General features: G+C 66.5%; 18 protein-coding genes. 3 read left to right on the plus strand and 15 right to left on the minus strand.

Translation table 11 applies throughout. The features are described 5' to 3' along the window. Positions 1-14: 14 nt before the first annotated feature. Together J2T47_RS00075 and purE are read right to left on the minus strand one after the other, a co-directional pair. Positions 15-1,100, minus strand: coding sequence for a 5-(carboxyamino)imidazole ribonucleotide synthase (locus tag J2T47_RS00075; protein WP_253441361.1), 1,086 nt, complete (start codon positions 1,098-1,100; stop codon positions 15-17). Between the two features lie 8 nt (positions 1,101-1,108). Further along, positions 1,109-1,600, minus strand: coding sequence for a 5-(carboxyamino)imidazole ribonucleotide mutase (purE, locus tag J2T47_RS00080; protein ID WP_017521570.1), 492 nt, complete (start codon positions 1,598-1,600; stop codon positions 1,109-1,111). 317 nt (positions 1,601-1,917) lie between these two features. Here purE and adhP point away from each other — a divergent pair, with 317 nt between their 5' ends. Beyond that, positions 1,918-2,952, plus strand: a complete 1,035-nt coding sequence (gene adhP / locus J2T47_RS00085; protein ID WP_253441363.1) for an alcohol dehydrogenase AdhP — start codon at positions 1,918-1,920, stop codon at positions 2,950-2,952. Positions 2,953-3,159: 207 nt separating this feature from the next. Here the strand turns inward: adhP and J2T47_RS00090 are convergent, their stop codons facing one another. From J2T47_RS00090 to J2T47_RS00105, 4 genes are all read right to left on the minus strand, one after another. Then, the gene (locus tag J2T47_RS00090) at positions 3,160-5,586 is read right to left on the minus strand and encodes a TonB-dependent siderophore receptor (protein ID WP_301295322.1); all 2,427 of its coding nucleotides are present in this window, start codon (positions 5,584-5,586) and stop codon (positions 3,160-3,162) included. A gap of 115 nt (positions 5,587-5,701) precedes the next feature. Beyond that, positions 5,702-6,706, minus strand: coding sequence for a FecR family protein (locus J2T47_RS00095; protein WP_253441365.1), 1,005 nt, complete (start codon positions 6,704-6,706; stop codon positions 5,702-5,704). Continuing rightward, positions 6,703-7,290: an RNA polymerase sigma factor gene (locus J2T47_RS00100; RefSeq protein ID WP_253441367.1), complete on the minus strand. Its 588-nt coding sequence runs from the start codon at positions 7,288-7,290 to the stop codon at positions 6,703-6,705. Before J2T47_RS00100 ends, J2T47_RS00095 begins: the two co-directional genes overlap by 4 nt. A 126-nt stretch (positions 7,291-7,416) precedes the next feature. After that, positions 7,417-8,331 (minus strand): LysR substrate-binding domain-containing protein, encoded by a 915-nt coding sequence (locus J2T47_RS00105; RefSeq protein WP_045214108.1) that lies wholly within the window; start codon positions 8,329-8,331, stop codon positions 7,417-7,419. A gap of 211 nt (positions 8,332-8,542) precedes the next feature. On the opposite strand from J2T47_RS00105, the gene J2T47_RS00110 reads away from it, so the two are divergent. Next, positions 8,543-9,967, plus strand: coding sequence for an aspartate ammonia-lyase (locus J2T47_RS00110; protein WP_184597676.1), 1,425 nt, complete (start codon positions 8,543-8,545; stop codon positions 9,965-9,967). A gap of 285 nt (positions 9,968-10,252) precedes the next feature. Here the strand turns inward: J2T47_RS00110 and J2T47_RS00115 are convergent, their stop codons facing one another. The 9 genes from J2T47_RS00115 to gbcA all read right to left on the minus strand — a co-directional run bounded on the left by J2T47_RS00115 (position 10,253) and on the right by gbcA (position 21,191). Continuing rightward, the gene (locus J2T47_RS00115; protein WP_253441369.1) at positions 10,253-10,549 is read right to left on the minus strand and encodes a cell division protein ZapA; all 297 of its coding nucleotides are present in this window, start codon (positions 10,547-10,549) and stop codon (positions 10,253-10,255) included. Further along, positions 10,546-10,776, minus strand: coding sequence for a hypothetical protein (locus tag J2T47_RS00120; RefSeq protein WP_138213642.1), 231 nt, complete (start codon positions 10,774-10,776; stop codon positions 10,546-10,548). Before J2T47_RS00120 ends, J2T47_RS00115 begins: the two co-directional genes overlap by 4 nt. Before the next feature lie 264 nt (positions 10,777-11,040). After that, a complete protein-coding gene (gene etfB, locus J2T47_RS00125) occupies positions 11,041-11,817 on the minus strand; it encodes an electron transfer flavoprotein subunit beta (RefSeq protein ID WP_253441371.1) in 777 nt (258 codons plus the stop codon). Between the two features lie 40 nt (positions 11,818-11,857). After that, the gene (gene etfA / locus J2T47_RS00130) at positions 11,858-13,090 is read right to left on the minus strand and encodes an electron transfer flavoprotein subunit alpha (protein ID WP_253441373.1); all 1,233 of its coding nucleotides are present in this window, start codon (positions 13,088-13,090) and stop codon (positions 11,858-11,860) included. Positions 13,091-13,328: 238 nt separating this feature from the next. Further along, on the minus strand, positions 13,329-15,296 hold the full coding sequence (dgcB, locus tag J2T47_RS00135; RefSeq protein ID WP_253441375.1) for a dimethylglycine demethylation protein DgcB: 1,968 nt from the start codon (positions 15,294-15,296) through the stop codon (positions 13,329-13,331). Positions 15,297-15,485: 189 nt separating this feature from the next. Then, on the minus strand, positions 15,486-17,546 hold the full coding sequence (gene dgcA, locus J2T47_RS00140) for a dimethylglycine demethylation protein DgcA (protein ID WP_253441383.1): 2,061 nt from the start codon (positions 17,544-17,546) through the stop codon (positions 15,486-15,488). A 74-nt stretch (positions 17,547-17,620) separates the two neighbouring features. Then, positions 17,621-18,151, minus strand: a complete 531-nt coding sequence (locus tag J2T47_RS00145; protein ID WP_138213637.1) for a 4-vinyl reductase — start codon at positions 18,149-18,151, stop codon at positions 17,621-17,623. Positions 18,152-18,321: 170 nt separating this feature from the next. Next, complete coding sequence (locus J2T47_RS00150; RefSeq protein ID WP_253441385.1) at positions 18,322-19,299, minus strand: dipeptidase; 978 nt, start codon at positions 19,297-19,299, stop codon at positions 18,322-18,324. A gap of 602 nt (positions 19,300-19,901) precedes the next feature. After that, positions 19,902-21,191, minus strand: a complete 1,290-nt coding sequence (gene gbcA / locus J2T47_RS00155) for a glycine-betaine demethylase subunit GbcA (RefSeq protein WP_253441387.1) — start codon at positions 21,189-21,191, stop codon at positions 19,902-19,904. A gap of 429 nt (positions 21,192-21,620) precedes the next feature. Between gbcA and gbcB the strand changes: the two genes are divergently transcribed. Beyond that, positions 21,621-22,724, plus strand: a complete 1,104-nt coding sequence (gene gbcB, locus J2T47_RS00160; protein ID WP_253441388.1) for a glycine-betaine demethylase subunit GbcB — start codon at positions 21,621-21,623, stop codon at positions 22,722-22,724. The last annotated feature ends 123 nt before the right edge of the window (positions 22,725-22,847 follow it).

The raw sequence follows: 22,847 nt of genomic DNA on the forward strand, positions 1-22,847 counted from the left end.
CGATCGGCGGGCCGTCAGGCCTTGGCGATCAGCGCCTCGACCTCGGCGATGCGCGCCTTCAGGGTCGCCAGGTCGGCGCTGCGCAGGGTGGCGTGGCCAACCTTGCGCCCGGCCTTGAAGGCCTTGCCGTAGTGGTGCAGGTGGCAATCGGCGATGTTCAGCACCTCGGCCACCGGCGGCACTTCGCCGATGAAGTTGAGCATGGCGCTCTCGCCCACTTTCGCCGTCGAGCCCAGCGGCAGGCCGGCGATGGCCCGCACGTGGTTCTCGAACTGGCTGCACTGCGAACCTTCGATGGTCCAGTGGCCGGAGTTGTGCACGCGCGGGGCGATCTCGTTGGCCTTCAGGCCGCCGTCGACTTCGAAGAACTCGAAAGCCAGCACGCCAACGTACTGCAGCTTGTCCAGCACGCGGCCGACGTAGTCTTCGGCCAGCGCCTGCAGCGGGTGGTCGGTGCTCGCCACGGACAGGCGCAGGATGCCGTTCTCATGGGTGTTGTGCACCAGCGGGTAGAAGCGCGTCTCACCGTCGCGGGCGCGTACCGCCACCAGCGACACTTCGCCGGTGAAGGGCACGAAGCCTTCGAGGATGCAGGGCACGCTGCCCAGCTCGGCGAAGGCGCCCGTGACGTCCTCGGCCTTGCGCAGGACCTTCTGGCCCTTGCCGTCGTAGCCCAGGGTGCGGGTCTTCATCACGGCCGGCAGGCCGATACTGGCGACGGCTGCGTCGAGCTCGGCCTGGGACTGCACGTCGGCGAAGGCCGGGGTCGGGATGCCCAGGTCCTTGAACATGGACTTCTCGAACCAGCGGTCGCGGGCGATGCGCAGCGACTCGGCGTTCGGGTAGACCGGGACGAACTGCGAGAGGAAGGCCACGGTCTCGGCCGGCACGCTCTCGAACTCGAAGGTCACCACGTCGACCTGATCGGCCAGCTGACGCAGGTGGTCCTGGTCGCTGTAGTCAGCGCGGATGTGTTCGCCCAGGGCTTGCGCACAGGCGTCCGGCGCCGGGTCGAGGAAAGCGAAGTTCATGCCCAGCGGGGTGCCCGCCAGGGACAGCATGCGGCCCAGCTGGCCGCCACCGATGACACCGATCTTCATGGTTCTGCTCAGGCCTCGCGCGGATCGGGATTGTCCAGCACCGTCTCGGTCTGGGTGGCGCGGAACTGCTTCAGCGCCTCGTGGTATTGGGGATACTTGGCGCCCAGGATGCTGGCGGAGAGCAGGGCGGCGTTGGTCGCGCCGGCCTTGCCGATGGCCAGGGTGGCGACCGGGACGCCCGCGGGCATCTGCACGATGGACAGCAGCGAGTCGACACCCGAGAGCATGGAGGACTGCACCGGCACGCCGAGGACCGGCAGGTGGGTCTTGGCGGCGCACATGCCCGGCAGGTGGGCGGCACCGCCGGCGCCGGCGATGATCACTTCGATGCCGCGGCCGTCGGCCTCTTCGGCGTACTGGAACAGCAGGTCCGGGGTCCGGTGGGCGGAAACCACCTTCACTTCGTACGGAATGCCGAGCTTGTCCAGCATGTCTGCGGTGTGGCTCAGGGTGCTCCAGTCGGATTTGGAACCCATGATCACGCCAACCAGTGCGCTCATCGTCGTGCCTCTCTCAAGTGCGCTCTTGGGCGCGTCAGAAACCAACAAGCCACGACTCCGTGAGGGCGTGGCTTGTACGTGGCCAAACCGGCGGGCAGTGCCGGCTTGAAGGCGGCGCAGTATACCGCAAAGACCGTACCGCAGTGCACTGGGCATGACCGTTGGTCCCGATTTCGTCATTCCACCACCGACAGGGCCTGCGACGACCTCGAAAAAGCTTGCCGCAGCTCAAGATGGCCTAGGCTCAGAGGCTCACACTCGTCTGACACGAACCTGCCCGGACGGGCAGGTCCCTCACCCTTCAAGGAGCGAGCGCAATGTCCACGACCCTGCCCACGACCATGAAAGCCGCTGTCGTCCACGCCTTTGGCGAGCCACTGCGGATCGAGGAAGTCAAAGTCCCGCTGCCCGGCCCCGGGCAGATCCTGGTGAAGATCGAGGCGTCCGGCGTCTGCCATACCGACCTGCATGCTGCCGAAGGCGACTGGCCGGTGAAGCCGAGCCTGCCGTTCATTCCCGGCCATGAAGGCGTCGGTTTCGTCGCCGCGGTCGGCGCTGGCGTCAGCCGTGTGAAGGAAGGCGACCGCGTCGGCGTGCCCTGGCTGTACACCGCCTGTGGCTGCTGCGAGCACTGCCTGACCGGCTGGGAAACCCTTTGCGAAAGCCAGCAGAACACCGGTTACTCGGTGAACGGCGGCTATGCCGAATACGTGCTGGCGGACCCGAACTATGTCGGGATATTGCCCAAGGACGTCAGCTTCCTGGAAATCGCGCCGATCCTCTGCGCGGGCGTCACCGTCTACAAGGGCCTGAAGGAAACCGGCGCGCGCCCCGGCCAGTGGGTGGCGATCTCCGGCATCGGCGGCCTCGGCCACGTGGCCGTGCAGTACGCCAAGGCCATGGGCCTGCACGTGGTGGCGGTGGACGTGGATGACGCCAAGCTGGAGCTGGCCAGGCGTCTGGGCGCCAGCCTGACCGTCAACGCGAAGAAGGAAGACCCGGTGCAAGTGGTGCAGCGCGATATCGGCGGCGCCCACGGCGTACTGGTCACGGCGGTATCCAACAGCGCCTTCGGCCAGGGCATCGGCATGGCCCGGCGCGGCGGCACCGTGTCGCTGGTCGGCCTGCCGCCGGGCGACTTCCCCACGCCGATCTTCGACGTGGTGCTCAAGGGCCTGCACATCACCGGCTCCATCGTCGGCACCCGCGCCGACCTGCAGGAAGCCCTGGACTTCGCCGGCGAGGGCCTGGTGAAGGCCACCGTCGCCTCCGGCAAGCTGGATGACATCAACGCCATCCTCGACCGCATGCGCGCCGGGCAGATCGAAGGACGGATCGTAGTGGAGATGTAAGGCTCGTTCGGTGCATAGCAGGAGTCCCTCTCCCTAACCCTCTCCCTGAAGGGAGAGGGGACATCCGTGCTGGCTGTTGTTTTCGTGTATGCCGGCTGACTCAGCACTTCCCAAATGCTCGGAAATCTCCCTCTCCCTTCAGGGAGAGGGCGGGGGAGAGGGTAACCCAGGCGCGGAAACTCAGAGGAAGACAATCGCTCCTAACCGTCAGAACTCCACCGTGGTCGAGAACTCGAACTGCCGCGGTTCACCGATGGCGACATAGAGGTTGTTCGCCGCCGACGGGTAGTAGGTGCGGTCGAACAGGTTCTTCACGTTGAACTGGAAGCCGACGTTGTGCCCGCCCAGTTGGGTGTCGTAGCTGGCGAAGACATCGGCCACGGTGTACGACGGCAGCTCGAAGGAGTTGGACGGATCGCCCGCGCGCTTGCCCACGTAACGCGCACTGCCCCCAAGGCGCAGGTCGTCACCGCCGAGCAGCGAGCCGGCGTCGTATACGGCTGTCAGCGCGGCGGTTTCCTTGGCCACGTTCTGCAGGCGATTGCCTTCCAGCTCCGGGTCATCGGTGACTTCCGCATCCAGCCAGGCGTAGCTGCCCAGCAGGCTCCAGCTTTCGCTCAGTTGGCCGGTGACATCCAGCTCGGCGCCATAGGAGCGCACCTTGCCGGCGGTGCTGACGCGGCTGTCGCCGTTGGCGTCGAGCTGGGTGACCATCACGTTGCGTTTGCGAATATCGAAGAACGCCAGGTTGGCGGTGATGCGGCCGGGGATGTCGAGCTTCCCGCCGATCTCCCAGGACGATGCCTCTTCCGGCTGGATCGCCGAGTCGATCACCTCGCCGGTGGAGAGCGGCGCGATGGTGGAGTTGGGCTTGAACGACTGGGTGTAGCTGCCGTACAGCGAGACCTCGTCGTTGACCTTGTAGACCACGCCCCCGCGCGGCACCCACTTCTGCCCGCTGATGTCGGTGTTGGCCTTGAACGGCCGGCCGCGACCGGCGTACTGGTCGTACATCTGGTAGCGCCCGCCAGCCACCAGGATCCAGTGGTCGTCCAGGTGCCAGGAATCCTGCAGGAACAGCGAGTCGCTGCGCAGCTTGTCGGTCTGGTCGCTGTCGCTGGCGCTGACGCTGGTGGCGGGAGAAATCTGCCCGTAGACCGGATCGAGGTAGTTCAGCGTGGTGTTCTTGGTGTCGCGGATCAGGTCGGCGCGGTAGATCTTGCGCTTCTCGCTGTCGATGCCGACCACCAGTTCGTGACGAAAGCCGCCCAGTTGCAGGTCGCCGTTCAGGCTGGCGGTGGCGAAGCTGTCGCTGCTCACCGCGCCGTGGGTGCCGTCGACGCGGCGGGTCACGGTGCCGTTGCTGTTGACCTTGGTCACCCGCGCCTGGTTGTCGTCGTAGGTCTCGCGGGTCCAGCCGTAGGCGAAGTGCGCTTTCCAGGCGTCGTCGAGGCGGTGTTCGATGTCCAGGCGGCTCAGGTCGGAACGGCCTTCGGTGATGTTGAACGGCTCGTCCAGCCGGCGGGTGCGCGGGATATCCAGCGGCCGGTTGGTACGCGGATCGATGGCGGTGCCACGGTCGAACGGCGTCTTGAACTCGCGGTGCTCGTAGCTGAGGTTGACCGTGGTGTCCTCGCCGAACCAGGCCAGCGACGGTGCGACGAGGGTCTCGCGCTGCTGGCCGAAATTGCGCCAGTAGTTCTCGTCCTGGTGATCGACGATCAGCCGGTAGGCCAGGTTGCTCTCACCCAGCCCGCCCGTGCTGTCGATCTGCGCGCCGCTGCCCTGCTTGCCGTGGGCGAAGGTCGAACCGCGCAGGGTGACGGCGTTGTACTGCTGCAGCTGCGGCTTCTTGCTCACCACGTTGACCACGCCGCCCGGGTCCTGGATGCCGTAGAGCACGGAGGCCGGGCCCTTGAGCACTTCGACGTGGTCGGCAGTGGCGGTGAGGTTGCGGCCCAGCACCGAGGGCAGTCCGTCACGCATGATCGAGCCGTCGCGGTTGTCGCCGAAGCCGCGCTTCATCACCGCATCCTGGGTGCCGCCGAGGGTGTTGGCCTGGGTCACGCCGCTGATGTTGCCCAGCGCATCGTCGAGGTTGCGCGGCTTCTGGTCGCGCAGCGCCTGCGCCGGAACCGTGACGATGGCCTGCGGGGTTTCCAGCACCGGCGTGTCGGTGCGGCCGATGGCAGCTACCGGCGCTGGCTGATAGCTGGTGGCGGCGGCCTGGCCGGTGACGGTGGTGTCGGTCAGGCTCAGGGTATCGGCAGGCAGGCGCTCCAGGGTCAGGGTGCGGCCGTCGAGGGCGCGAAAGCGGTAGCCGGAACCGGCGAGCAGGCGATTCAGCGCGTCATTGGCGCTGAGCTGGCCGGAGATTGCCGGGGCCCTGAGGTCGTAGGGCGCCTCGTCGGTGTAGACCACGCTCAGGCCGGTCACCCGGCTGAACTCGCTGAGCGCCTGGGGCAGCGGCTGGGCCGCCATGGCAAAGCCGAACCGGGCCTGCAGCGCCGAACTGGCGGCGGCGGCTTCAGCCAGGGCGGCCGGCGCCTGCGCGGCAGCCAGGGCGGCGCCGAGCACGAAGGCGGCGAGCGGTTTCAGGGACAGTTCGGGGACAGCGCGACGCAGCGGGGTCATCGGGGGCTCACTTGCTCGACAGGTCGATTACACATGCGAATAAATCGCATTCATGACCACTACACGGAGCAGCCGAGGCAGTACCTCACCCCTTTTTCGAAAATATTTTCCGCGTTCAGCGAATCAGCACGAAACGCCCGAGCAGCGGCTGCTGGCGGAAGCCCACCACCGCCTGCAGCGAATCCAGCGCGGCCTGCGGGTCGGCGCTGGGGAAACTGCCGCTGACCCGCCGCTGCGCCAGTTCGTTGTCGAGCAGCACGATGCGCCCCGGATAGTAGGTACCCAGACGCTCCAGCACCTCGCCCAGCGGCGCACGGTAGAAGGTCAGCCAACCCTGGCGCCAGGCCAGCGCGGCCTGGGCGTCGGCGGGCTGGCCATCGCCCAGCTTCGTCCCGTCGATACCGACGCGTTCGCCCGCGCCGAGCACCACCTCCGGAACGCCCACCGCGCGGCTGCCACGCACCGAGACGCGGCCTTCGGCGACGGTGACGCGGGTCTGCCCGCCCAGACGGCGGACTTCGAATTCGGTGCCGAGCACCCGTGCTTCGCCCTCTCCGGCGCGCACCACGAAGGGCTTGGGCAAGTGCTTCACGGCAAAGGAAGCGGCGCCGCGCAGCAGGTCGACGCGGCGTTGCTCGCCCTCCAGGGAGACGGCCACGGCGCTGTCGGCGTCCAGGGTCAGGCGCGAGCCGTCGCCGAGGGTGATTTCGCGCACTTCACCCGGCGCGCTGACGTAGTCGGCGGACAGGTCGGTGAGCCAGTTGCCCGGCGACCACCAGCCGCCGGCCCAGAGCATCAGCAGCAGGCAGGCGGCGCTGGCCAGTGGATAGGCCCAGCGCCGGTGATTGAGCTGCGCGCGGCGCGCAGCGGGGCGATCCATTTGCGCCAGATAGGCGTTCAGGGCAGCGCCCTCCTCCACCGCCAGTCGTTGCGCCGGTGCAGCGCTGGCCTGCCACAGTGCATCGACTTCGGCATAGGCGCTGGCGTGCCGGGGATCAGCCGCCAGCCAGGCCTGGAAAGCGCCCAGCCAGGCTTCACCGCCGCGATCCTGCAAACGCAGCAGCCACTGGCGCGCCTGACGCTGGGCGTCTTCGGGCGAGGTGGCGATTTCGGGCTTCATCGGTCGGCGGCTCCACGGCGAGTGGCCGGCGCGGCGGGCACCAGGCTCGCCTTGCAGGCATCGAGGGCGCGCATCATATGTTTTTCCACCGCGCTCTGGGAAAGCCCCATGGCGGTGGCAATCTCGCCGTAGGTGCGGCCATGTACACGGCTGAGCAGGAAGATGTGGCGAGTGCGTTCGGGCAACTGGCGCAGCGCACCTTCTATGAGCTCCAGTTCGGCGCCGGCCTGCACCGCCTGTTCCGGCGAAGGCTGCGCATCATCGTCATCGGGCAGCAGCGTGCTCAGGGTACGGCCGCGCGAGTCCTCGCCACGAAGATGGTCGATGGCGAGGTTGCGCGCGCTGCGCAGCAGGTAGCTGGCGAGTTCTTCCACCGGCGCCTGGGGGCGCTTCCAGAAGCGCAGGAACAGGTCCTGCACCAGGTCCGCCGCGGTGGCGCGGCAGCCGACGCGGCGCTGCACCAGGGCTTCCATGCGCGGGCGCTGGGTGAGGAACACCTGCAGGAAATCCTCGCGCGGCAACGCCTCGGCGGGTGCCGGGGCGTCCGCGGCACGGGAGTCGGCCGGGCGGTCGGAATGGGACATCGGGGACGGAAGCTCGCCAGCGGTCCGCACCGAAGCCGGCGCGAGGGGAAGACCCTGGAAAGCCGCAAATGATAATGCTTATCAAATAAACGGAACAGCCCCGGTCGTCCGCCTCCGCCCAGCGGATCAGGGCGTCTCGTCCAGCCCCAGGCCGCCTTCCAGCTTGCGCCAGAGCAGGCGGATCTGCGCCTTGCGCACCAGGGCGCAGCGGTACAGGCGGATTTCCTGCGGGACGATCCAGTGCGGGCCGCCACACAGCGCCAGCTCACCACGGGCCAGCTCCGACTCCATGCTCAGGCGCGGCACCCAGGCCACGCCCATGCCCTGCAGCGCCATGCTCTTCAGGCTGTCGGCCATCGCCGTTTCATAGACGGTGGTGTAGCGCAGGTTGCGCTGGCGCAGCAGCAGGTTGACCCCGCGACCGAGGAAGGCACCGGCGCTGTAGGCCAGCAGCGGCACGCTCTGGCCGCTGTCCAGGTCGTAGAGCGGCACGCCGGCGGAATTCACCGCGCACACCGGCAGCATCTCGGTACGGCCCAGGTGCAGCGAGGGGAAGACTTCCGGGTCCATCTGCAGCGCGGCGTCCGGGTCGTAGAAGGCCATCATCAGGTCGCAGCCGCCCTCGCGCAGCAGGTGCACCGCCTCGCCGACGTTGGTCGCCACCAGGCGGCTGGCGATGTTCAGGCCCTCGGAGCGCAGCCGCGAGATCCACGCCGGGAAGAAGCCCAGCGCCAGGGAGTGCGCGGCGGCGAACTGCAGCACCTCGCCCTGCCCGCCTTCCAGGTGGTGCAGGTGGCGCACTACCTGGCCGAGCTGCTCGACCACCGCGCGGGCGGTGACCAGGAACAGCTGGCCCGCCTCGGTCAGCTCGATGGGCGTGCGCTGGCGGTTCACCAGGGTCAGGCCGAGGGCATCTTCCAGGCTGCGGATGCGCCGGCTGAACGCCGGCTGGGTCACGAAGCGCTTTTCAGCGGCCTGGGAAAAACTGCGGGTGGTGGCCAGGGTGCTGAAGTCTTCCAGCCATTTGGTCTCGAGGTTCACGTCAACTCCAACGCTGTCACGCGCTGATCGATTGGTCAGGAGCCGGGCGCGCGTAGCACAGTCATACGCTCGCCGTCATCAATTCGTCACAGGGTACATTATGCCGTTCGTGCATGAGGCAGCCTTTAACAGCATTGGCCGACGAAAGGCGAAATCCCTAGTCTACCGGGCATCGCGGCACTGGCCGTGTTCCTTTGAGACAATCCCTGTCATGTCCCCTGTTGCATCGTTCCGCATCGAGAAAGACCTCCTCGGCACCCTCGAAGTATCTTCTGACGCCTACTACGGCATCCAGACCCTGCGCGCTGTGAACAACTTCCGCCTCTCGGGCGTGCCGCTGTCGCACTACCCGAAACTGGTCGTCGCCCTGGCGATGGTCAAGCAGGCGGCAGCCGATGCCAACCACAAGCTCGGCCACCTGCCGGCAGACAAGCACGCCGCCATCAGCGAAGCCTGTGCCCGTCTGATCCGCGGCGACTTCCACGACCAGTTCGTGGTGGACATGATCCAGGGTGGCGCCGGCACTTCCACCAACATGAACGCGAACGAAGTGATCGCGAACATCGCGCTGGAAGCCATGGGCCACACCAAGGGTGAGTACAAGTACCTGCACCCGAACAACGACGTGAACATGGCGCAGTCGACCAACGACGCGTACCCGACCGCCATCCGCCTGGGCCTGCTGCTCGGCCACGACACCCTACTGGCCAGCCTCGACAGCCTGATCCAGGCCTTCGCCGCCAAGGGCGTCGAGTTCGCCGGCGTACTGAAGATGGGTCGTACCCAGCTGCAGGACGCGGTGCCGATGACCCTCGGCCAGGAATTCCACGCCTTCGCCACCACCCTGGGCGAAGACCTCGACCGCCTGCGTCGCCTGGCGCCGGAACTGCTGACCGAAGTGAACCTCGGCGGCACCGCGATCGGTACCGGCATCAACGCCGACCCCGGCTACCAGAAGCTGGCCGTCGAGCGCCTGGCTGAAATCAGCGGCCAGCCGGTCGTCCCGGCCGCCGACCTGATCGAAGCCACCTCCGACATGGGCGCCTTCGTGCTGTTCTCCGGCATGCTCAAGCGCACCGCAGTCAAGCTGTCGAAGATCTGCAACGACCTGCGCCTGCTGTCCAGCGGTCCGCGCACCGGCATCAACGAGATCAACCTGCCGCCGCGTCAGCCGGGCAGCTCGATCATGCCGGGCAAGGTCAACCCGGTGATCCCGGAGGCGGTGAACATGTGCGCCTTCGAAATCATGGGCAACGACCTGGCGCTGACCATCGCTGCCGAAGGCGGCCAGCTGCAGCTGAACGTGATGGAGCCGCTGATCGCCTACAAGATCTTCGACTCGATCCGCCTGCTCCAGCGCGCCATGGACATGCTGCGCGAGCATTGCATCACCGGCATCACCGCCAACGTCGAGCGCTGCCACCAGCTGGTGGAGCACAGCATCGGCCTGGTCACCGCGCTGAACCCGTACATCGGCTACGAGAACTCCACCCGCATCGCCAAGATCGCGCTGGAAACCGGCCGCGGCGTACTGGAACTGGTTCGCGAGGAACAGCTGCTGGACGAAGCCACCCTGGCCGACATCCTGCTGCCGGAGAACATGATCGCCCCGCGCCTGATTCCGCTGCGCGCCTGATCACCCGCCCGGCGCCAGCCGGGCACGTCTCACCGGTTGAGGGGGAGTACTCCTTCCTCACCTTTCAGGGATTGGTTACCCCCACTCCCTTCTTTTATGCCCGGCGCGGCGGACTTGTCCGAAGCGCCACGTCTCACCGGTTGAGGGGCCTCTTGGCCCACTCTCCTTTAGAAGGGACACCGCTTACCCCGGTGTCCCCTTTTTTTGCCTGCGATTCGGGCACGACAAAATGCACCGCGAACGTTGTCCGCGATGCGCAGGGTGTCTAGAAGAGAGTCGCGGGGATCAGTCCTGCCGCTGCAGGTGATCGAGAATCCGGCGGTTGAGGGCGGCGATACGCTCCACGGCGTCCGCCTCGTCGCACTCCTCGTCCTGCGCGCCGAGCTGACGGGCACAGAGGTTGAGCGCGGAGAGCACCATCAGCTCATTGCTGGTGACGTAGGGGAATTTCTTCTTGCTGGCGGTGATCTCCGCCTGCAGCAGCGCGGCCGCGTCCTGCAGCCGACGCTCTTCACCGGCCGGCGCCCGGACGCTGTACTCGCGCCCGAGGATGCGCAGGACACGGACGCCGTCGCCACTCATGCGTGGGCGCGGCTGTCGCTGACGCGGCGGATCAGCGCCTGCAGGCGGGTAGCCGTGGCGTTGTGCTTCTCTTCCTGTTCCATCAGGGACAGCTGCAGGCTGTCGTTTTCCTCACGGGCCTTGAGCAGTTCTTCACGCACAGCGGCGTTGTCCTGCACCAGCACTTCGTTCTGCTGCAGCAGTTCGGCGACCAGCTGTTCAAGTTGTTCGAGGGTGGAATCGAGCATGGGAGCCTCCGCAAAGCCTTTCAAAGGGTGCGGAGGATAAAGAAAGGGGCGCGGCGGGGCCAGCAGAAACGGGAATCTTCTGACAAGCCGTATGCTGTCAATTCAATAGCTTACGAGATAATTCTCGTGTCATTTCAATGATTTCCGGCCGTCAGCGTGATTTGGACCGGAAATTCGTCCGCAAGGTTCGCTGGCACGGACACCTGTAGGAGCGGGCCATGCCCGCGATCGCGCCCATGGGGAGCTCCTACAGGGAGCGAAACGTCAGACGCGGATCACGCCTTCTTCGCGCAGCAGCTTGAAGATCGCCTCGGCGCCCGCCTCGGGCGTGACATCCTTGAGCACCTGCCCGGTGCCACCGGAAGCCTTGGCGGTGGCGGCTTTCATACGCTCGGCGCCGGTCTTCGCCTTGATCACCTTCAACCGCTTGGGACGCGGGCGCGCCGGTTGCAGGTTGCCTTCGGCGAGCAGCGGGTCGTCCACCACTTCCACTTCATGGGCTTCCAGATAACCGCGACGGGCCGGGCCGAAGGCACTCTGGCGAGCCACCGGCGCGGCATTGTCGACGCTGGCGACGAAGGGCAGACGCACCTTCAGCCGACGGCGCTGGCCACGGGGCAGGGCCTGCAGCACCTGGGCGCTGCCGCCTTCCACCTTCTCCACTTCCGCGAGGCCGACCACCAGCGGCCAGCCCAGGCGCTCGGCCAGCAGGAAGGGCAGCATGCCGGAGCCTTCGCCGGTTTCCGCCTGAGTGCCGGTGAGTACCAGTTGCGCGCCGCTGTCGCCCAGGTAGGCCGCCAGCGCCGGCAGGGCGTCGGCGCCTGCAGGCTGTTCCAGCACTGCCAACTCGTCCAGTCCCATGCCAAGGTAGCCACGCAGCGCTTCTTCCCCGGCGTCGCCGGCATGCACCACGCGCAGGCGTTTGCCAGCGAGGCTCATGCCCAGCTCCACCGCCCGGGCATCCTGGTCGGCGCGACGCGCGCGACCGGAGGCCGGGTGGGCGCCGATGGACACCAGGGCAACGATGTTCAGGTCATTCATCAGACACCTCAGAACCGGTGTAGGAGCGAGCATTCCGGGTTCAGGCCGCATCTCGCGCCGCTCCGTTGCGATGGGCTTCGGCCAGGGCCATCAGCGCCTCGAGGATCGCGGTGGAATCACCGATCACCGAGAGATCGGCGCGTTTGATCATGTCGCAACCCGGGTCCATGTTGATCGCCACCACCTTGTCGCAGGAGCCGATGCCCTGCAGGTGCTGGATCGCCCCGGAGATGCCGACGGCGAGATAGACCCGCGCCGTGACCCAGGTGCCGGTGGCGCCAACCTGGCGGGCACGCGGCATGTGGCCGTCGTCCACTGCCACGCGGGAGGCGCCTTCGGTGGCGCCGAGAGCGACAGCGGCGCGGTGGAACAGCTCCCAGTCCTTCACCCCATTGCCGCCGGAGAGGATGAACTCCGCCTCGGCCATGGGGATCTGCGCCGGGTCAACGGCCACTGGGCCGAGGTCCTCGATGCGCGGCAGATTGCGCGCGACGTTGCTTTCCAGCTCGACAGCACGGGCTTCATGGCGGGTCTCGCTGACCGGCTCGGCGCACTCGGCAGCGGCCAGGATCAGGCGCGGCAGCTCGCGGTGCAGGTCCTGCTGACCAGCACCGGCACGACCGACACAGCGTTCGCTTTCGGCCTGCCAGACGCGGGTCGCCGGGCGTTCGCCGAGGCTCGCGGCCAGACGGCGACCCAGCTCGCCGCCACCGCTGCGGCTGTCGGGCAGCAACCAGTGGCGCGGGGCGAACTGGCTGTTCGCTGAACGCAGCGCCAGAACCCGTTGTTCCGGGGCGTAGCCGTCGTACTCGTTGCCGTCGATCTGCAGCAGGCGATCGACGCCGGCAGTATCGAAGGCGCTTTCCTTGTACTCGCCGAACACCACGGCCAATACCGCGCCATCGCTGCCGGCGAGCTTGCGGGCCAGGCCCAGCAGGTCGCGGTCGTGGCTGGAGAGACGGCCGCCGACCATGTCCGGCACCACGGCAATCAGGAACGCCGGTTGCTGGATAACCACCAGCGGCAACTGCACCACTTCCGGCGCGCTGCTGCGCTTGCCCCCGGTGCCCTGCTGGCCACCGGAGCGGTCGATGCGTTTGACGCCATTGGGGCCGGTGAAGCCGACCGCGTGGGGATTCTTGCGCAGCACGCCGTTGGGGCCCATCCAGCGGCTCTCGCCGCCCTCGGCCGATTGCATGGCCGCGTGCAGCGGATGCAGGCGGTTGCGGGCGATCCACTCGGCGCGCGGGTCGCGGCGGATGATGTCGCTCATGCGAAATACTTCCTTTGGCTGCGGCTACCCTCTCCCCCCGCCCTGGCTACGCGCCCCGCTCCGAAGGGAGAGGGAGCTATCCGTGCTGCTCTGAGAGAGATGGAGCCTGTAGGCAATTCGGTGCAGCGGGATACCCGACAAAAACTGCGGTTCGCCACTGCACGGACGGTCCCCTCTCCCTTCAGGGAGAGGGTTAGGGAGAGGGAGCAAGGACCTTGCGCCATCAGAAAGGCATTCATCAGTGCACCTCCGCCGATTCTTCACGGCGCACCAGCGAGGGCTTTTTTGCCGGCACCTCGGTGGCCTCGATGAGGACCTCGGCGACCAGTTCGGCAATGTCCTTGATCTCCGGGCGCGGTGCGACCACGCCTTCGAGCATTGCGGTGCACTGCGGGCAGCCCACGGCCACCAGCTCGGCGCCGGTTTCCTTGATGTCGACCATGCGCATGTCGGGAATCCGCTGCTTGCCGGGGATGTCGGTGATCGGCGCGCCGCCGCCACCGCCGCAGCAGCGCGAGCGGAAGCCGGAACGCTGCATTTCCTTCACCTCGATGCCGATGGCCTTGAGCACAGCGCGAGGGGCTTCGTACTCGCCGTTGTAGCGGCCGAGGTAGCACGGGTCGTGGTAGGTCACGCTGGCGGCCTTGCTCTGGCCGAGGTTCAGCGCGCCCTTTTGCACCAGCTCGTCGATGAAGGTGGTGTGGTGCAGCACCTGGTAGTTGCCGCCCAGCGCGCCGTATTCGTTCTTCAGCACGTGGAAGCTGTGCGGGTCGCAGCTGACGATGCGCTTGAAGCGGTACTTGGCCAGGGTGGCGATGTTGCGCTTGGCCAGAGTCTGGAAGGTGGCTTCGTCGCCCAGGCGGCGGGCCACGTCGCCGCTGTCGCGCTCTTCCAGGCCGAGCACGGCGAAGTCGACGTTGGCGGCCTTGAGGATCTTCACGAAGGAACGCAGGGTGCGCTGGTTGCGCATGTCGAAGGCGCCGTCGCCGACCCAGAACAGCACGTCGGCCTGCTGCTTGTCGGCCAGCAGCGGCAGATTCAGGTCCGCCGCCCAGTTCAGCCGGCCACCGGGGGCAAAGCCGCCGGGATTGTCGGTGGCGATGAGATTTTCCAGCACCTCGGCACCCTTGTTCGGGGTCGCGCCCTTTTCCAGGGTGAGGTGGCGGCGCATGTCGACGATGGCGTCGACGTGCTCGATCATCATCGGGCACTCCTCGACGCAGGCGCGGCAGGTGGTGCAGGACCAGAGGGTTTCGGCATCCACCAGCGCCTTGCCGTCCAGCGCGACGATCGGCTGGTGCGGACCGCCGCTGTGTTCGCCGAGCGGCTTGCCGGGGTAGGGAGAGCCGGCGAAGTTCGCATCGCTGCCGCCGGCCAGGCCGATGACCATGTCCTGGATGAGTTTCTTCGGGTTCAGCGGCTGGCCGGCAGCGAAGGCCGGGCACATGGCCTCGCACTTGCCGCACTGCACGCAGGCGTCGAAGCCGAGCAGCTGGTTCCAGGTGAAGTCGGTGGGTTTCTCGACGCCCAGCGGGGCCATGGGGTCGGCCAGGTCCAGCGGCTTGAGGCCGGTGGAGCGGCCACCAGCGAAGCGCTCGGCGCGACGGTGCCAGGCCAGGTGCAGGGCGCCGGCGAAGGCGTGCTTCATCGGGCCGCCCCAGGTCATGCCGAAGAACAGCTCGGACACGCCCCAGGCCACGCCAACGGCGAGGATGGCCGCGAGGAACCAGCCACCGAAACCTTCCGGCAGGATGCCCGCCACCGGCAGGGTGGCAATGAAGAAGCTCGCCGAGAACATCAGCAGGCTTTTCGGCAGGCGCATCCACGGGCCTTTCGACAGCCGCGACGGCGGGTCGAGACGACGCCTGGCGACGAACAGCGCGCCGCAGAACATCAGTGCGGTGGCAGCCAGCAGGGCGAAGCCCAGGATGCGGCTGTGCAGGCCGAAACCGTGCACCAGGACGGCCAGCAGCGCCGCGGCGACAAAACCGCCGGCGGTGGCCACGTGGGTCTTCGACATGTACTTGTCGCGCTCGACTACGTGGTGCAGGTCCACCAGGTAACGGCGCGGCATCTTCAGCAGGCCGCCGATCCAGTCGACCTGGGCGGGCCGGCCGCGGCGCCACATCGAAAAGCGCTTCACGGCGCCCAGCACGGCGAGGCCGAGGGCGCTGAAGAGCAGGATGGGGAGGATGATGTTGAGCATTGTTATGGGTCTCCCTACGGGACCGAAATGGGGACTCCGGACCAGTCCCCTCTCCCTTCAGGGAGAGGGTCAGGGAGAGGGTGTTCGAGCGGGCACTGCGCATGCCCTGAAACACCCTCTCCCCCCGCCTCTCCCGCAAGCGGGAGAGGCGGCTATCCGAGCCAGCCGGAGATCCTTGCCGGGCCTGTATCAGAAGTCCTTGCACAGACGCAGCGCGTCATAGATCGCGGCGTGGGTGTTGCGCTGGGCCACGCAGTCGCCGATGCGGAACAGCAGGTAGCCGTCGCCGGCCTCGCTGAGGCACGGCTGCGGCTTGATCGCGAACAGCGCCTCGACGTCGATCTGACCCTTGTTGCGCGAGCCCTGCTTGAGCGCGTAGTACAGGCTCTCGTCCGGGCGCACGCCGTTCTCCACGACGATCTGGTCGACCACCCGCTCCTCTTTCGCGCCGGTGTATTCGTTCTCCAGCACCGCCACCAGCTTGTCGCCCTCGCGGTAGACCTTCTCCAGCATCAGGTCGCCGGTCATGATCACTTCCTTGGGGTACATGCTGCGGTAGTAAGTCGGGAAGGTGGTGCCGCCGATGGCTACGCCGGGCTTGATATCGTCGGTGACGATCTCGACCTGGGCGCCCTTGTCGGCGAGGAAGTCCGCCACCGACATGCCGCTGAATTCGCAGATGGTGTCGTAGACCAGCACGTTCTTGCCCGGCGCGACCTTGCCGTCGAGCACGTCCCAGCTGCTGACCACCAGCCCGTCGGCGGCGCCCCAGTGTTCGTTCTGCTCGAGGAACGGATGGCCGCCGTTGGCCAGCACCACCACGTCGGGGCGCAGGTCCATGATGGTGTCGGCGTCCGCGCCGGTGCCCAGGCGCAGGTCGACGTTCAGCCGCGCCAGCTCCAGCTGGTACCAGCGGGTGATGCCGGCGATCTGGTCGCGCTGCGGGGCCTTCGAGGCCGTGGTGATCTGCCCGCCCAGTTGGTCCTTCTTCTCGAACAGGGTGACGTCGTGGCCACGCTCGGCGGCGACACGCGCCGCCTCCATGCCAGCCGGGCCACCGCCGACCACCACCACCTTGCGCTTCACGCCGGTGGTCTTCTCGATGATGTGCGGCACACCCATGTACTCACGGGAAGTAGCGGCGTTCTGGATGCACAGCACGTCCAGGCCCTGGTACTGGCGGTCGATGCAGTAGTTGGCGCCGACGCACTGCTTGATCTGGTCGATCTGGCCCATCTTGATCTTGGCGATCAGGTGCGGGTCGGCGATGTGCGCGCGGGTCATGCCGACCATGTCCACATAGCCGCCCTCAAGGATGCGCGTGGCCTGGTTCGGGTCCTTGATGTTCTGCGCGTGCAGCACCGGCACGTTGACCACTTCCTTGATGCCGGCAGCCAGGTGCAGGAAGGGCTCCGGCGGGTAGGTCATGTTCGGGATGACGTTGGCCAGGGTGTTGTGGGTGTCGCAGCCCGAGCCGACCACGCCGATGAAGTCGATCATGCCGGTGTCGCTGTAGTACTTGGCGATCTGCTTCATGTCGTCGTGGGTGAGGCCGTCCGGGTGGAACTCGTCACCACAGATGCGCATGCCGACGCAGAAGTCGTCGCCGACTTCCTGGCGTACGGCCTTGAGCACTTCCAGGCCGAACTTCATGCGGCCCTCGAAGGTGCCGCCCCACTCGTCGGTGCGCTTGTTGACGCGCGGGCTCCAGAACTGGTCGATCATGTGCTGGTGCACGGCGGACAGCTCGACGCCGTCCAGGCCGCCTTCCTTCGCCCGGCGTGCCGCCTGGGCGTAGTTGCCGATCACCCGCCAGATCTCTTCCGGCTCGATGGTCTTGCAGGTGGCGCGGTGCACCGGTTCGCGGATGCCCGAGGGCGACATCAGGGTCGGCCAGTTGAAGCCGTCCCAGCGCGAGCGGCGGCCCATGTGGGTAATCTGGATCATGATCTTGGCCCCATGCTTGTGCATGGCGTCGGCCAGGTTCTGGAAGTGCGGGATGATGCGGTCGGTGGAGAGGTTCACCGAGCTCCACCATTCCTGCGGACTGTCGATGGCAACCACGGAGGAACCGCCGCAGATGGCCAGACCGATGCCGCCCTTGGCCTTCTCCTCGTAGTACTTCACGTAGCGCTCGGTGGTCATGCCGCCGTCGGTGGCGTAGACCTCGGCGTGGGCGGTGGAGAGCACGCGGTTGCGGATGGTCAGCTTGCCGATCTGGATCGGCTGGAACATAGACTCGAAAGCCATTGCGGCATCCTCACGGGATCAGAGGTTTCTTGTTGTGGTGGCGGCCCTCGGGCCGCCGGTGCCGAAGTCGTGGATCAGAGCGGTTTGACGACGAACAGGCCGTCGTCGTGGCCTTCCTCGGCGCCGCTGTAGACCTGCTCGGCCACGGTGCGCAGGTCACTGCCGCGCGCCTGGAGAATCTGGTCCATGGCACCGGCGAACCAGCCGGTGAACATGTAGTCGACCTTGCGGTTGACCTTACCGTAGACGTAGACGAAGGCCGAGTGCTTCAGGCGCACCTGGGCGGTGCCCTTGTCGAGGTCGATCTGCTCGATCTGGAACAGCCCCCAGCCGCGCTGAGACAGGCGCTTCATGTAGTGCTCGAAGACTTCCACGCCGACCAGGCCATGGCACTCGGCTTCCTTCTCGCACCAGTGCCAGGCGGACTTGTAGCCGGCCTTGTAGAGGATTTCGGCATAGCGCTCGGCGCCCAGCTCTTCCTCGATGCCCATGTGGTTGTTGACGAAAAAGTGCCGCGGCACGTAGAGCATCGGCAGGGCGTCGGATGTCCAGACGCCGGTTTCGCTGTCGACTTCGATGGGCAGTTCGGGGGCGTGTTTGGCCATGGTGGCAAGACTCCAGAATTCGTGTGTGCGGTTGCCCTCTCCCCAGCCCTCTCCCTGAAGGGAGAGGGAGCTATCCGTGCATGCGGAAGGTCAAGTGCATGCCGGCCGCTCTGCTCCCCTCTCCCGCTTGCGGGAGAGGGGCTGGGGGAGAGGGCGCTGTTGAGGTTGAATCATTCGCCCCAGACTTCGCCGAGGATGCGCACCCAGTTCTCGCCCATGACCTTGCGCACCACGCGCTCGGGCATGCCGCGCTTGAGCAGGGTCTCGGTGAGGTTGGGGAATTCGCCGACGGTGCGGATGCCCAGCGGGTTGACGATCTTGCCGAAGTTGGTGAGGCGGCGGGCGTAACCCTTGTCGTGGGTCAGCCACTCGAAGAAGTCCTGGCCGTGGCCCTGGGTGAAGTCGGTGCCGATGCCGATGGCGTCCTCGCCGACGATGTTCATCACGTACTCGATGGCTTCGGCGTAGTCGTCGATGGTCGAGTCGATGCCCTTGGCGAGGAACGGCGCGAACATGGTCACGCCGACGAAGCCGCCGTGGTCGGCGATGAACTTCAGCTCGGCGTCGGACTTGTTGCGCGGGTGCTCCTTGAGGCCCGACGGCAGGCAGTGGGAATAGGTGACGGGCTTCTTCGACTCGAGGATGACCTCCTCGGAGGTCTTGGAGCCGACGTGGGACAGGTCGCACATGATGCCGACGCGGTTCATCTCCGCGACGATCTCGCGGCCGAAGCCGGAGAGGCCGCCATCGCGCTCGTAGCAACCGGTACCGACCAGGTTCTGGGTGTTGTAGCACATCTGCACGATGCCCACGCCCAGCTGCTTGAACACCTCGACGTAGCCCAGCTGGTCCTCGAACGCGTGGGCGTTCTGGAAGCCGAAGAGGATGCCGGTCTTGCCCTGCTCCTTGGCCCGGCGGATGTCGGCGGTGGTGCGCACCTGCAGCACCAGGTCGCTGTTGTCGCGGATCAGCTTGCTGCTGGAGACGATGTTGTTCACCGTCGCCTGGAATCCTTCCCACACCGACACGGTGCAGTTGGCGGCGGTCAGGCCGCCCTTGCGCATGTCCTCGAACAGCTCGCGGTTCCATTTGGCGATGATCAGGCCATCGATGACGATGCTGTCGGCGTGAAGTTCGGCTGGGCTCATCTTGGCGTCTCTCTATTCAGGCAAGGCTCTTGCGGCGGGACTTGTGCCGACGCTTTGCAGGCAGGATATCCCTGCCCCCGGAGGCGACCCGGTTCGAAAACGACCAGGGTCATACCGAAAGCGTCAAGCCGGCGACATGGGCGACAGCGTTTGCGTCGTGCTGGGGAATGTGGGGGCTGGAGGCGAGGAGTGGCGCGGACTTGTAGGAGCGAGCTTGCTCGCGAACGCTCTTCGTTGCGGGACACCGCGCGGGTGGGAAGCGCCCTTTCCCTGAAGTGAGAGGGCGCCGTACGTGCCGACTGAAGCCATAGGCGACATCCTGCGCCGAACAGTCCCCTCTCCCTTCAGGGGGAGGGTTAGGGAGGGGGTGATACGGCGGCGGTGCGGAGCCTGCCGGGAAGATGTTCGCGAGCAAGCTCGCTCCTACAATGAGCGGCTAGCGTGTAGTGCAGGGCGCGTCAGCGCTTGCGCCAGCAGGCAAAGAGGTTCCACGCCACCAGGCCGGTGACGAAGGCGGAGCTGCTGTAGAAGAGCATCGCGTCCATGTGGCTTCCTCACTAACGACAACGCCCCCGGAGACGGGGGCGCTGGGTGACTGGGGCTTACTTCTCGGCGACCAGGCGGGCGTGGGCGGATTCCTCGCCCAGGTTGTTCAGCATCCGCTCGCTGTACCAGTCGAGGAAGTTGATCACGCCGAACTCGTAGGTCTTGGAATACGGCCCCGGCTGGTAGGCGGTGGAGTTGATGCCGCGCTGGTTCTCTTCGGCCAGGCGACGGTCCTGATCGTTGGTGGCGTCCCAGACTTCGCGCAGGCGGGCGACGTCGTAGTCGACGCCTTCCACCGCCTCCTTGTGTACCAGCCACTTGGTGGTGACCATGGTCTGCTGCGCGCTGATCGGCCACACGGTGAAGACGATCAGGTGGTCGCCCATGCAGTGGTTCCAGGAGTGCGGCAGGTGCAGGATGCGCATCGAGCCCAGGTCCGGGTTCTGGATGCGGCCCATGAGCTTCTTGCTGCCCTGCTTGCCGTCCATGGTCATGGACACGGTGCCCTGCAGCAGCGGCATGCGCACGATGCGGTTGCGCAGGCCGAAGCTTTCATGGGCGTAGGGAATCTTCTCGGCCTCCCAGGCGGTGGTGCAGGCGGCGACCTGGTCCTTGAACGCCTGGCTGGCGCGCGGGTCGGTGACGTCGTCCCACTCCAGCAGGGTGTTCAGTAGCTCCGGGTGCGAGCCGTTGCAGTGGTAGCACTCGCGGTTGTTCTCCAGCACCAGCTTCCAGTTGGCTTTTTCCATCAGCGTGGTCTGCACCGCGACCTTGGTGTTCTCCATGTCGTACGGCTCCATGTAGTGCTCGAGCGTACGCAGGAAGTCATCGATGGCCGGCGGGTTCTCCGCCAGCGAGATGAAGATGTAGCCGCCGGCGGTCTTCACGTTCACCGGTTTGAGGCTGTAGTCCTTCATGTCGAAGTCGGCGCCCATCTCGGTGCCGGCGAACAGCAGGCGGCCGTCCAGCTCGTAGGTCCACTGGTGGTAGGGGCAGACCAGCTTGGCGACCTTGCCCTTGTCGCTGACGCACAGGCGCGAGCCACGGTGGCGGCAGACGTTGTGGAAGGCGTGGATCTTGCCCTCCGCGCCACGCAGCACAATCACCGGGTTGTCGCCGATCTGCAGGGTGAGGAAATTGCCCTTGGCGGGGATCTCGCAGGTCATGCCGGCGATCAGCCACTCCTTGTGGAAGATCTCCTGCATGTCCAGCTGGAACAGGCGCTCGTCGTTGTAGAAGGGCTGCGGCAGCGAGAAGTTGTGGTCGCGGCTGCGCAGCATCTCGGCGGTGGCCTTGCGGGCCGGTTCCAGCGGGTCGCCCAGACTCAGGGTAGTGGTGACGTCCATTGCTCGGTCCTCATGCCGCAGCCCGGTCGGGCTGCCGGCGGAAATAAGTGGCTGATACGGTTTGCCACGCAGGGCGGGTTTGCGGCAGGTGCCAGGCGCGCCGAGTGCGCCGTTTCCCGCCGTCTCGCTCAACCTTGGGAGTTGCTCGGCATGGAGCTGAGTGTGGGGCCGCACCCCGGGATTACCCTTATCCATGGGCGACACGGCCAGATCATTTCCCGACGCGCCACGGCACGTCCCAGGCGGCAGGTCGCGATAAGCATGCAAATGTCGCAGGCAGGTAAATGCGCGGGCGGGCGTCGTGCACACAATCCGCCCCATCAGGCATGCCGAAAGGCCCCGTGCTTTCTACGCTGAAACGACGTAGGCAAGCGGGCCCCGGCGCTGCCCCATCAGGCCCAGCACGGCCCGCGTGCGCGGAGAGACAGCATGTCGACGAACAACTTCCTCAATCCGGTGAACACCCAGACCTGGGCCAACGGGCGCCACCTGGTGCGCTGCGTCAAGGCCATCCAGGAAACCTGGGATGTGCGCACCTTCTGCTTCATGGCCGACGCGCCGATCATGTTCTTCTTCAAGCCGGGGCAGTTCGTCACCCTCGAGCTGGAGATCGACGGCCAGCCGATCATGCGCTCCTACACCATCTCCAGCTCGCCCTCGGTGCCCTACAGCTTCTCCATCACCATCAAGCGCGTGCCCGGCGGCAAGGTCTCGAACTGGCTGCACGACAACCTCAAGGAAGGCGACCAGGTCCCGGTGCACGGGCCGGTGGGCAACTTCAACGCCATCGACTTCCCGGCCGAAAAGGTGCTGTTCCTCTCCGGCGGCGTCGGCATCACCCCGGTGATGTCCATGTCGCGCTGGTTCTTCGACACCAACGCCAACGTCGACATGGTCTTCGTACACAGCGCGCGCACGCCCAAGGACATCATCTATCACCGCGAGCTGGAGCACATGAACTCGCGGATCAACAACTTCAAGCTGTACCTGGTCTGCGAGAAGTACGAGATGGGCGAGTCCTGGGCCGGCTACCGGGGATTCCTTAACAAGGCGATGCTGCAGCTGATGGCGCCGGACTTTCTCGAGCGCGAGGTCTTCTGCTGCGGCCCGACGCCCTACATGCACGCGGTCAAGCGCCTGCTCGAAGCCGAGGGCTACGACATGTCGCGCTACCACGAGGAGGCCTTCGGCCCGACCCCGCCGGAAGTCCGCGCCGACGTGAAGGAACTGGCCGCCGAAGCCGCCGAGGCGCCGGCCGTGCCCCTGGCCGAGCAGAACCTGGTGGAGTTCTGCGAGACCGGCAAGAGCATCCGCGTGGCGCCCGGCGAGACCGTCCACGCCGCTGCCGCCCAGCTCGGCCTGCACATTCCCAAGGCCTGCGGCATGGGTATCTGCGGCACCTGCAAGGTGATGAAGCGCTCCGGCGAGGTGGAGATGGAGCACAACGGCGGGATCACCGACGAAGACGTCGCCGAAGGCTACATCCTGTCCTGCTGCAGCGTGCCCAAGGGCGATGTGGTGATCGAGTACTGATCACAGCCTGCCCCCACCTGCCCCACACGTTACCCACTGAGTTATCCACAGGCAGAAGGTGTCCCGAGGCAAGCTCGGAGACACCTCTGGCCGAACCGCCTGGCCGTCTCGATCCCGTCTGCA

Source organism: Pseudomonas nitroreducens, from assembly GCF_024170165.1.
GTDB classification, from domain to species: domain Bacteria; phylum Pseudomonadota; class Gammaproteobacteria; order Pseudomonadales; family Pseudomonadaceae; genus Pseudomonas; species Pseudomonas nitroreducens_C.

Coding starts and splice junctions, on each gene's coding strand:
- J2T47_RS00090 (WP_301295322.1), bottom strand. CDS start 5,586: ATGACCCCGCTGCGTCGCGCTGTCCCCGAACTGTCCCTGAAACCGCTC.
- gbcA (WP_253441387.1), bottom strand. CDS start 21,191: ATGGACGTCACCACTACCCTGAGTCTGGGCGACCCGCTGGAACCGGCC.
- J2T47_RS00150 (WP_253441385.1), bottom strand. CDS start 19,299: ATGAGCCCAGCCGAACTTCACGCCGACAGCATCGTCATCGATGGCCTG.
- J2T47_RS00095 (WP_253441365.1), bottom strand. CDS start 6,706: ATGAAGCCCGAAATCGCCACCTCGCCCGAAGACGCCCAGCGTCAGGCG.
- J2T47_RS00110 (WP_184597676.1), top strand. CDS start 8,543: ATGTCCCCTGTTGCATCGTTCCGCATCGAGAAAGACCTCCTCGGCACC.
- J2T47_RS00120 (WP_138213642.1), bottom strand. CDS start 10,776: ATGCTCGATTCCACCCTCGAACAACTTGAACAGCTGGTCGCCGAACTG.
- J2T47_RS00100 (WP_253441367.1), bottom strand. CDS start 7,290: ATGTCCCATTCCGACCGCCCGGCCGACTCCCGTGCCGCGGACGCCCCG.
- dgcB (WP_253441375.1), bottom strand. CDS start 15,296: ATGCTCAACATCATCCTCCCCATCCTGCTCTTCAGCGCCCTCGGCCTC.
- etfB (WP_253441371.1), bottom strand. CDS start 11,817: ATGAATGACCTGAACATCGTTGCCCTGGTGTCCATCGGCGCCCACCCG.
- dgcA (WP_253441383.1), bottom strand. CDS start 17,546: ATGGCTTTCGAGTCTATGTTCCAGCCGATCCAGATCGGCAAGCTGACC.
- J2T47_RS00145 (WP_138213637.1), bottom strand. CDS start 18,151: ATGGCCAAACACGCCCCCGAACTGCCCATCGAAGTCGACAGCGAAACC.
- J2T47_RS00075 (WP_253441361.1), bottom strand. CDS start 1,100: ATGAAGATCGGTGTCATCGGTGGCGGCCAGCTGGGCCGCATGCTGTCC.
- purE (WP_017521570.1), bottom strand. CDS start 1,600: ATGAGCGCACTGGTTGGCGTGATCATGGGTTCCAAATCCGACTGGAGC.
- adhP (WP_253441363.1), top strand. CDS start 1,918: ATGTCCACGACCCTGCCCACGACCATGAAAGCCGCTGTCGTCCACGCC.
- J2T47_RS00115 (WP_253441369.1), bottom strand. CDS start 10,549: ATGAGTGGCGACGGCGTCCGTGTCCTGCGCATCCTCGGGCGCGAGTAC.
- gbcB (WP_253441388.1), top strand. CDS start 21,621: ATGTCGACGAACAACTTCCTCAATCCGGTGAACACCCAGACCTGGGCC.
- etfA (WP_253441373.1), bottom strand. CDS start 13,090: ATGAGCGACATCATCCGCCGCGACCCGCGCGCCGAGTGGATCGCCCGC.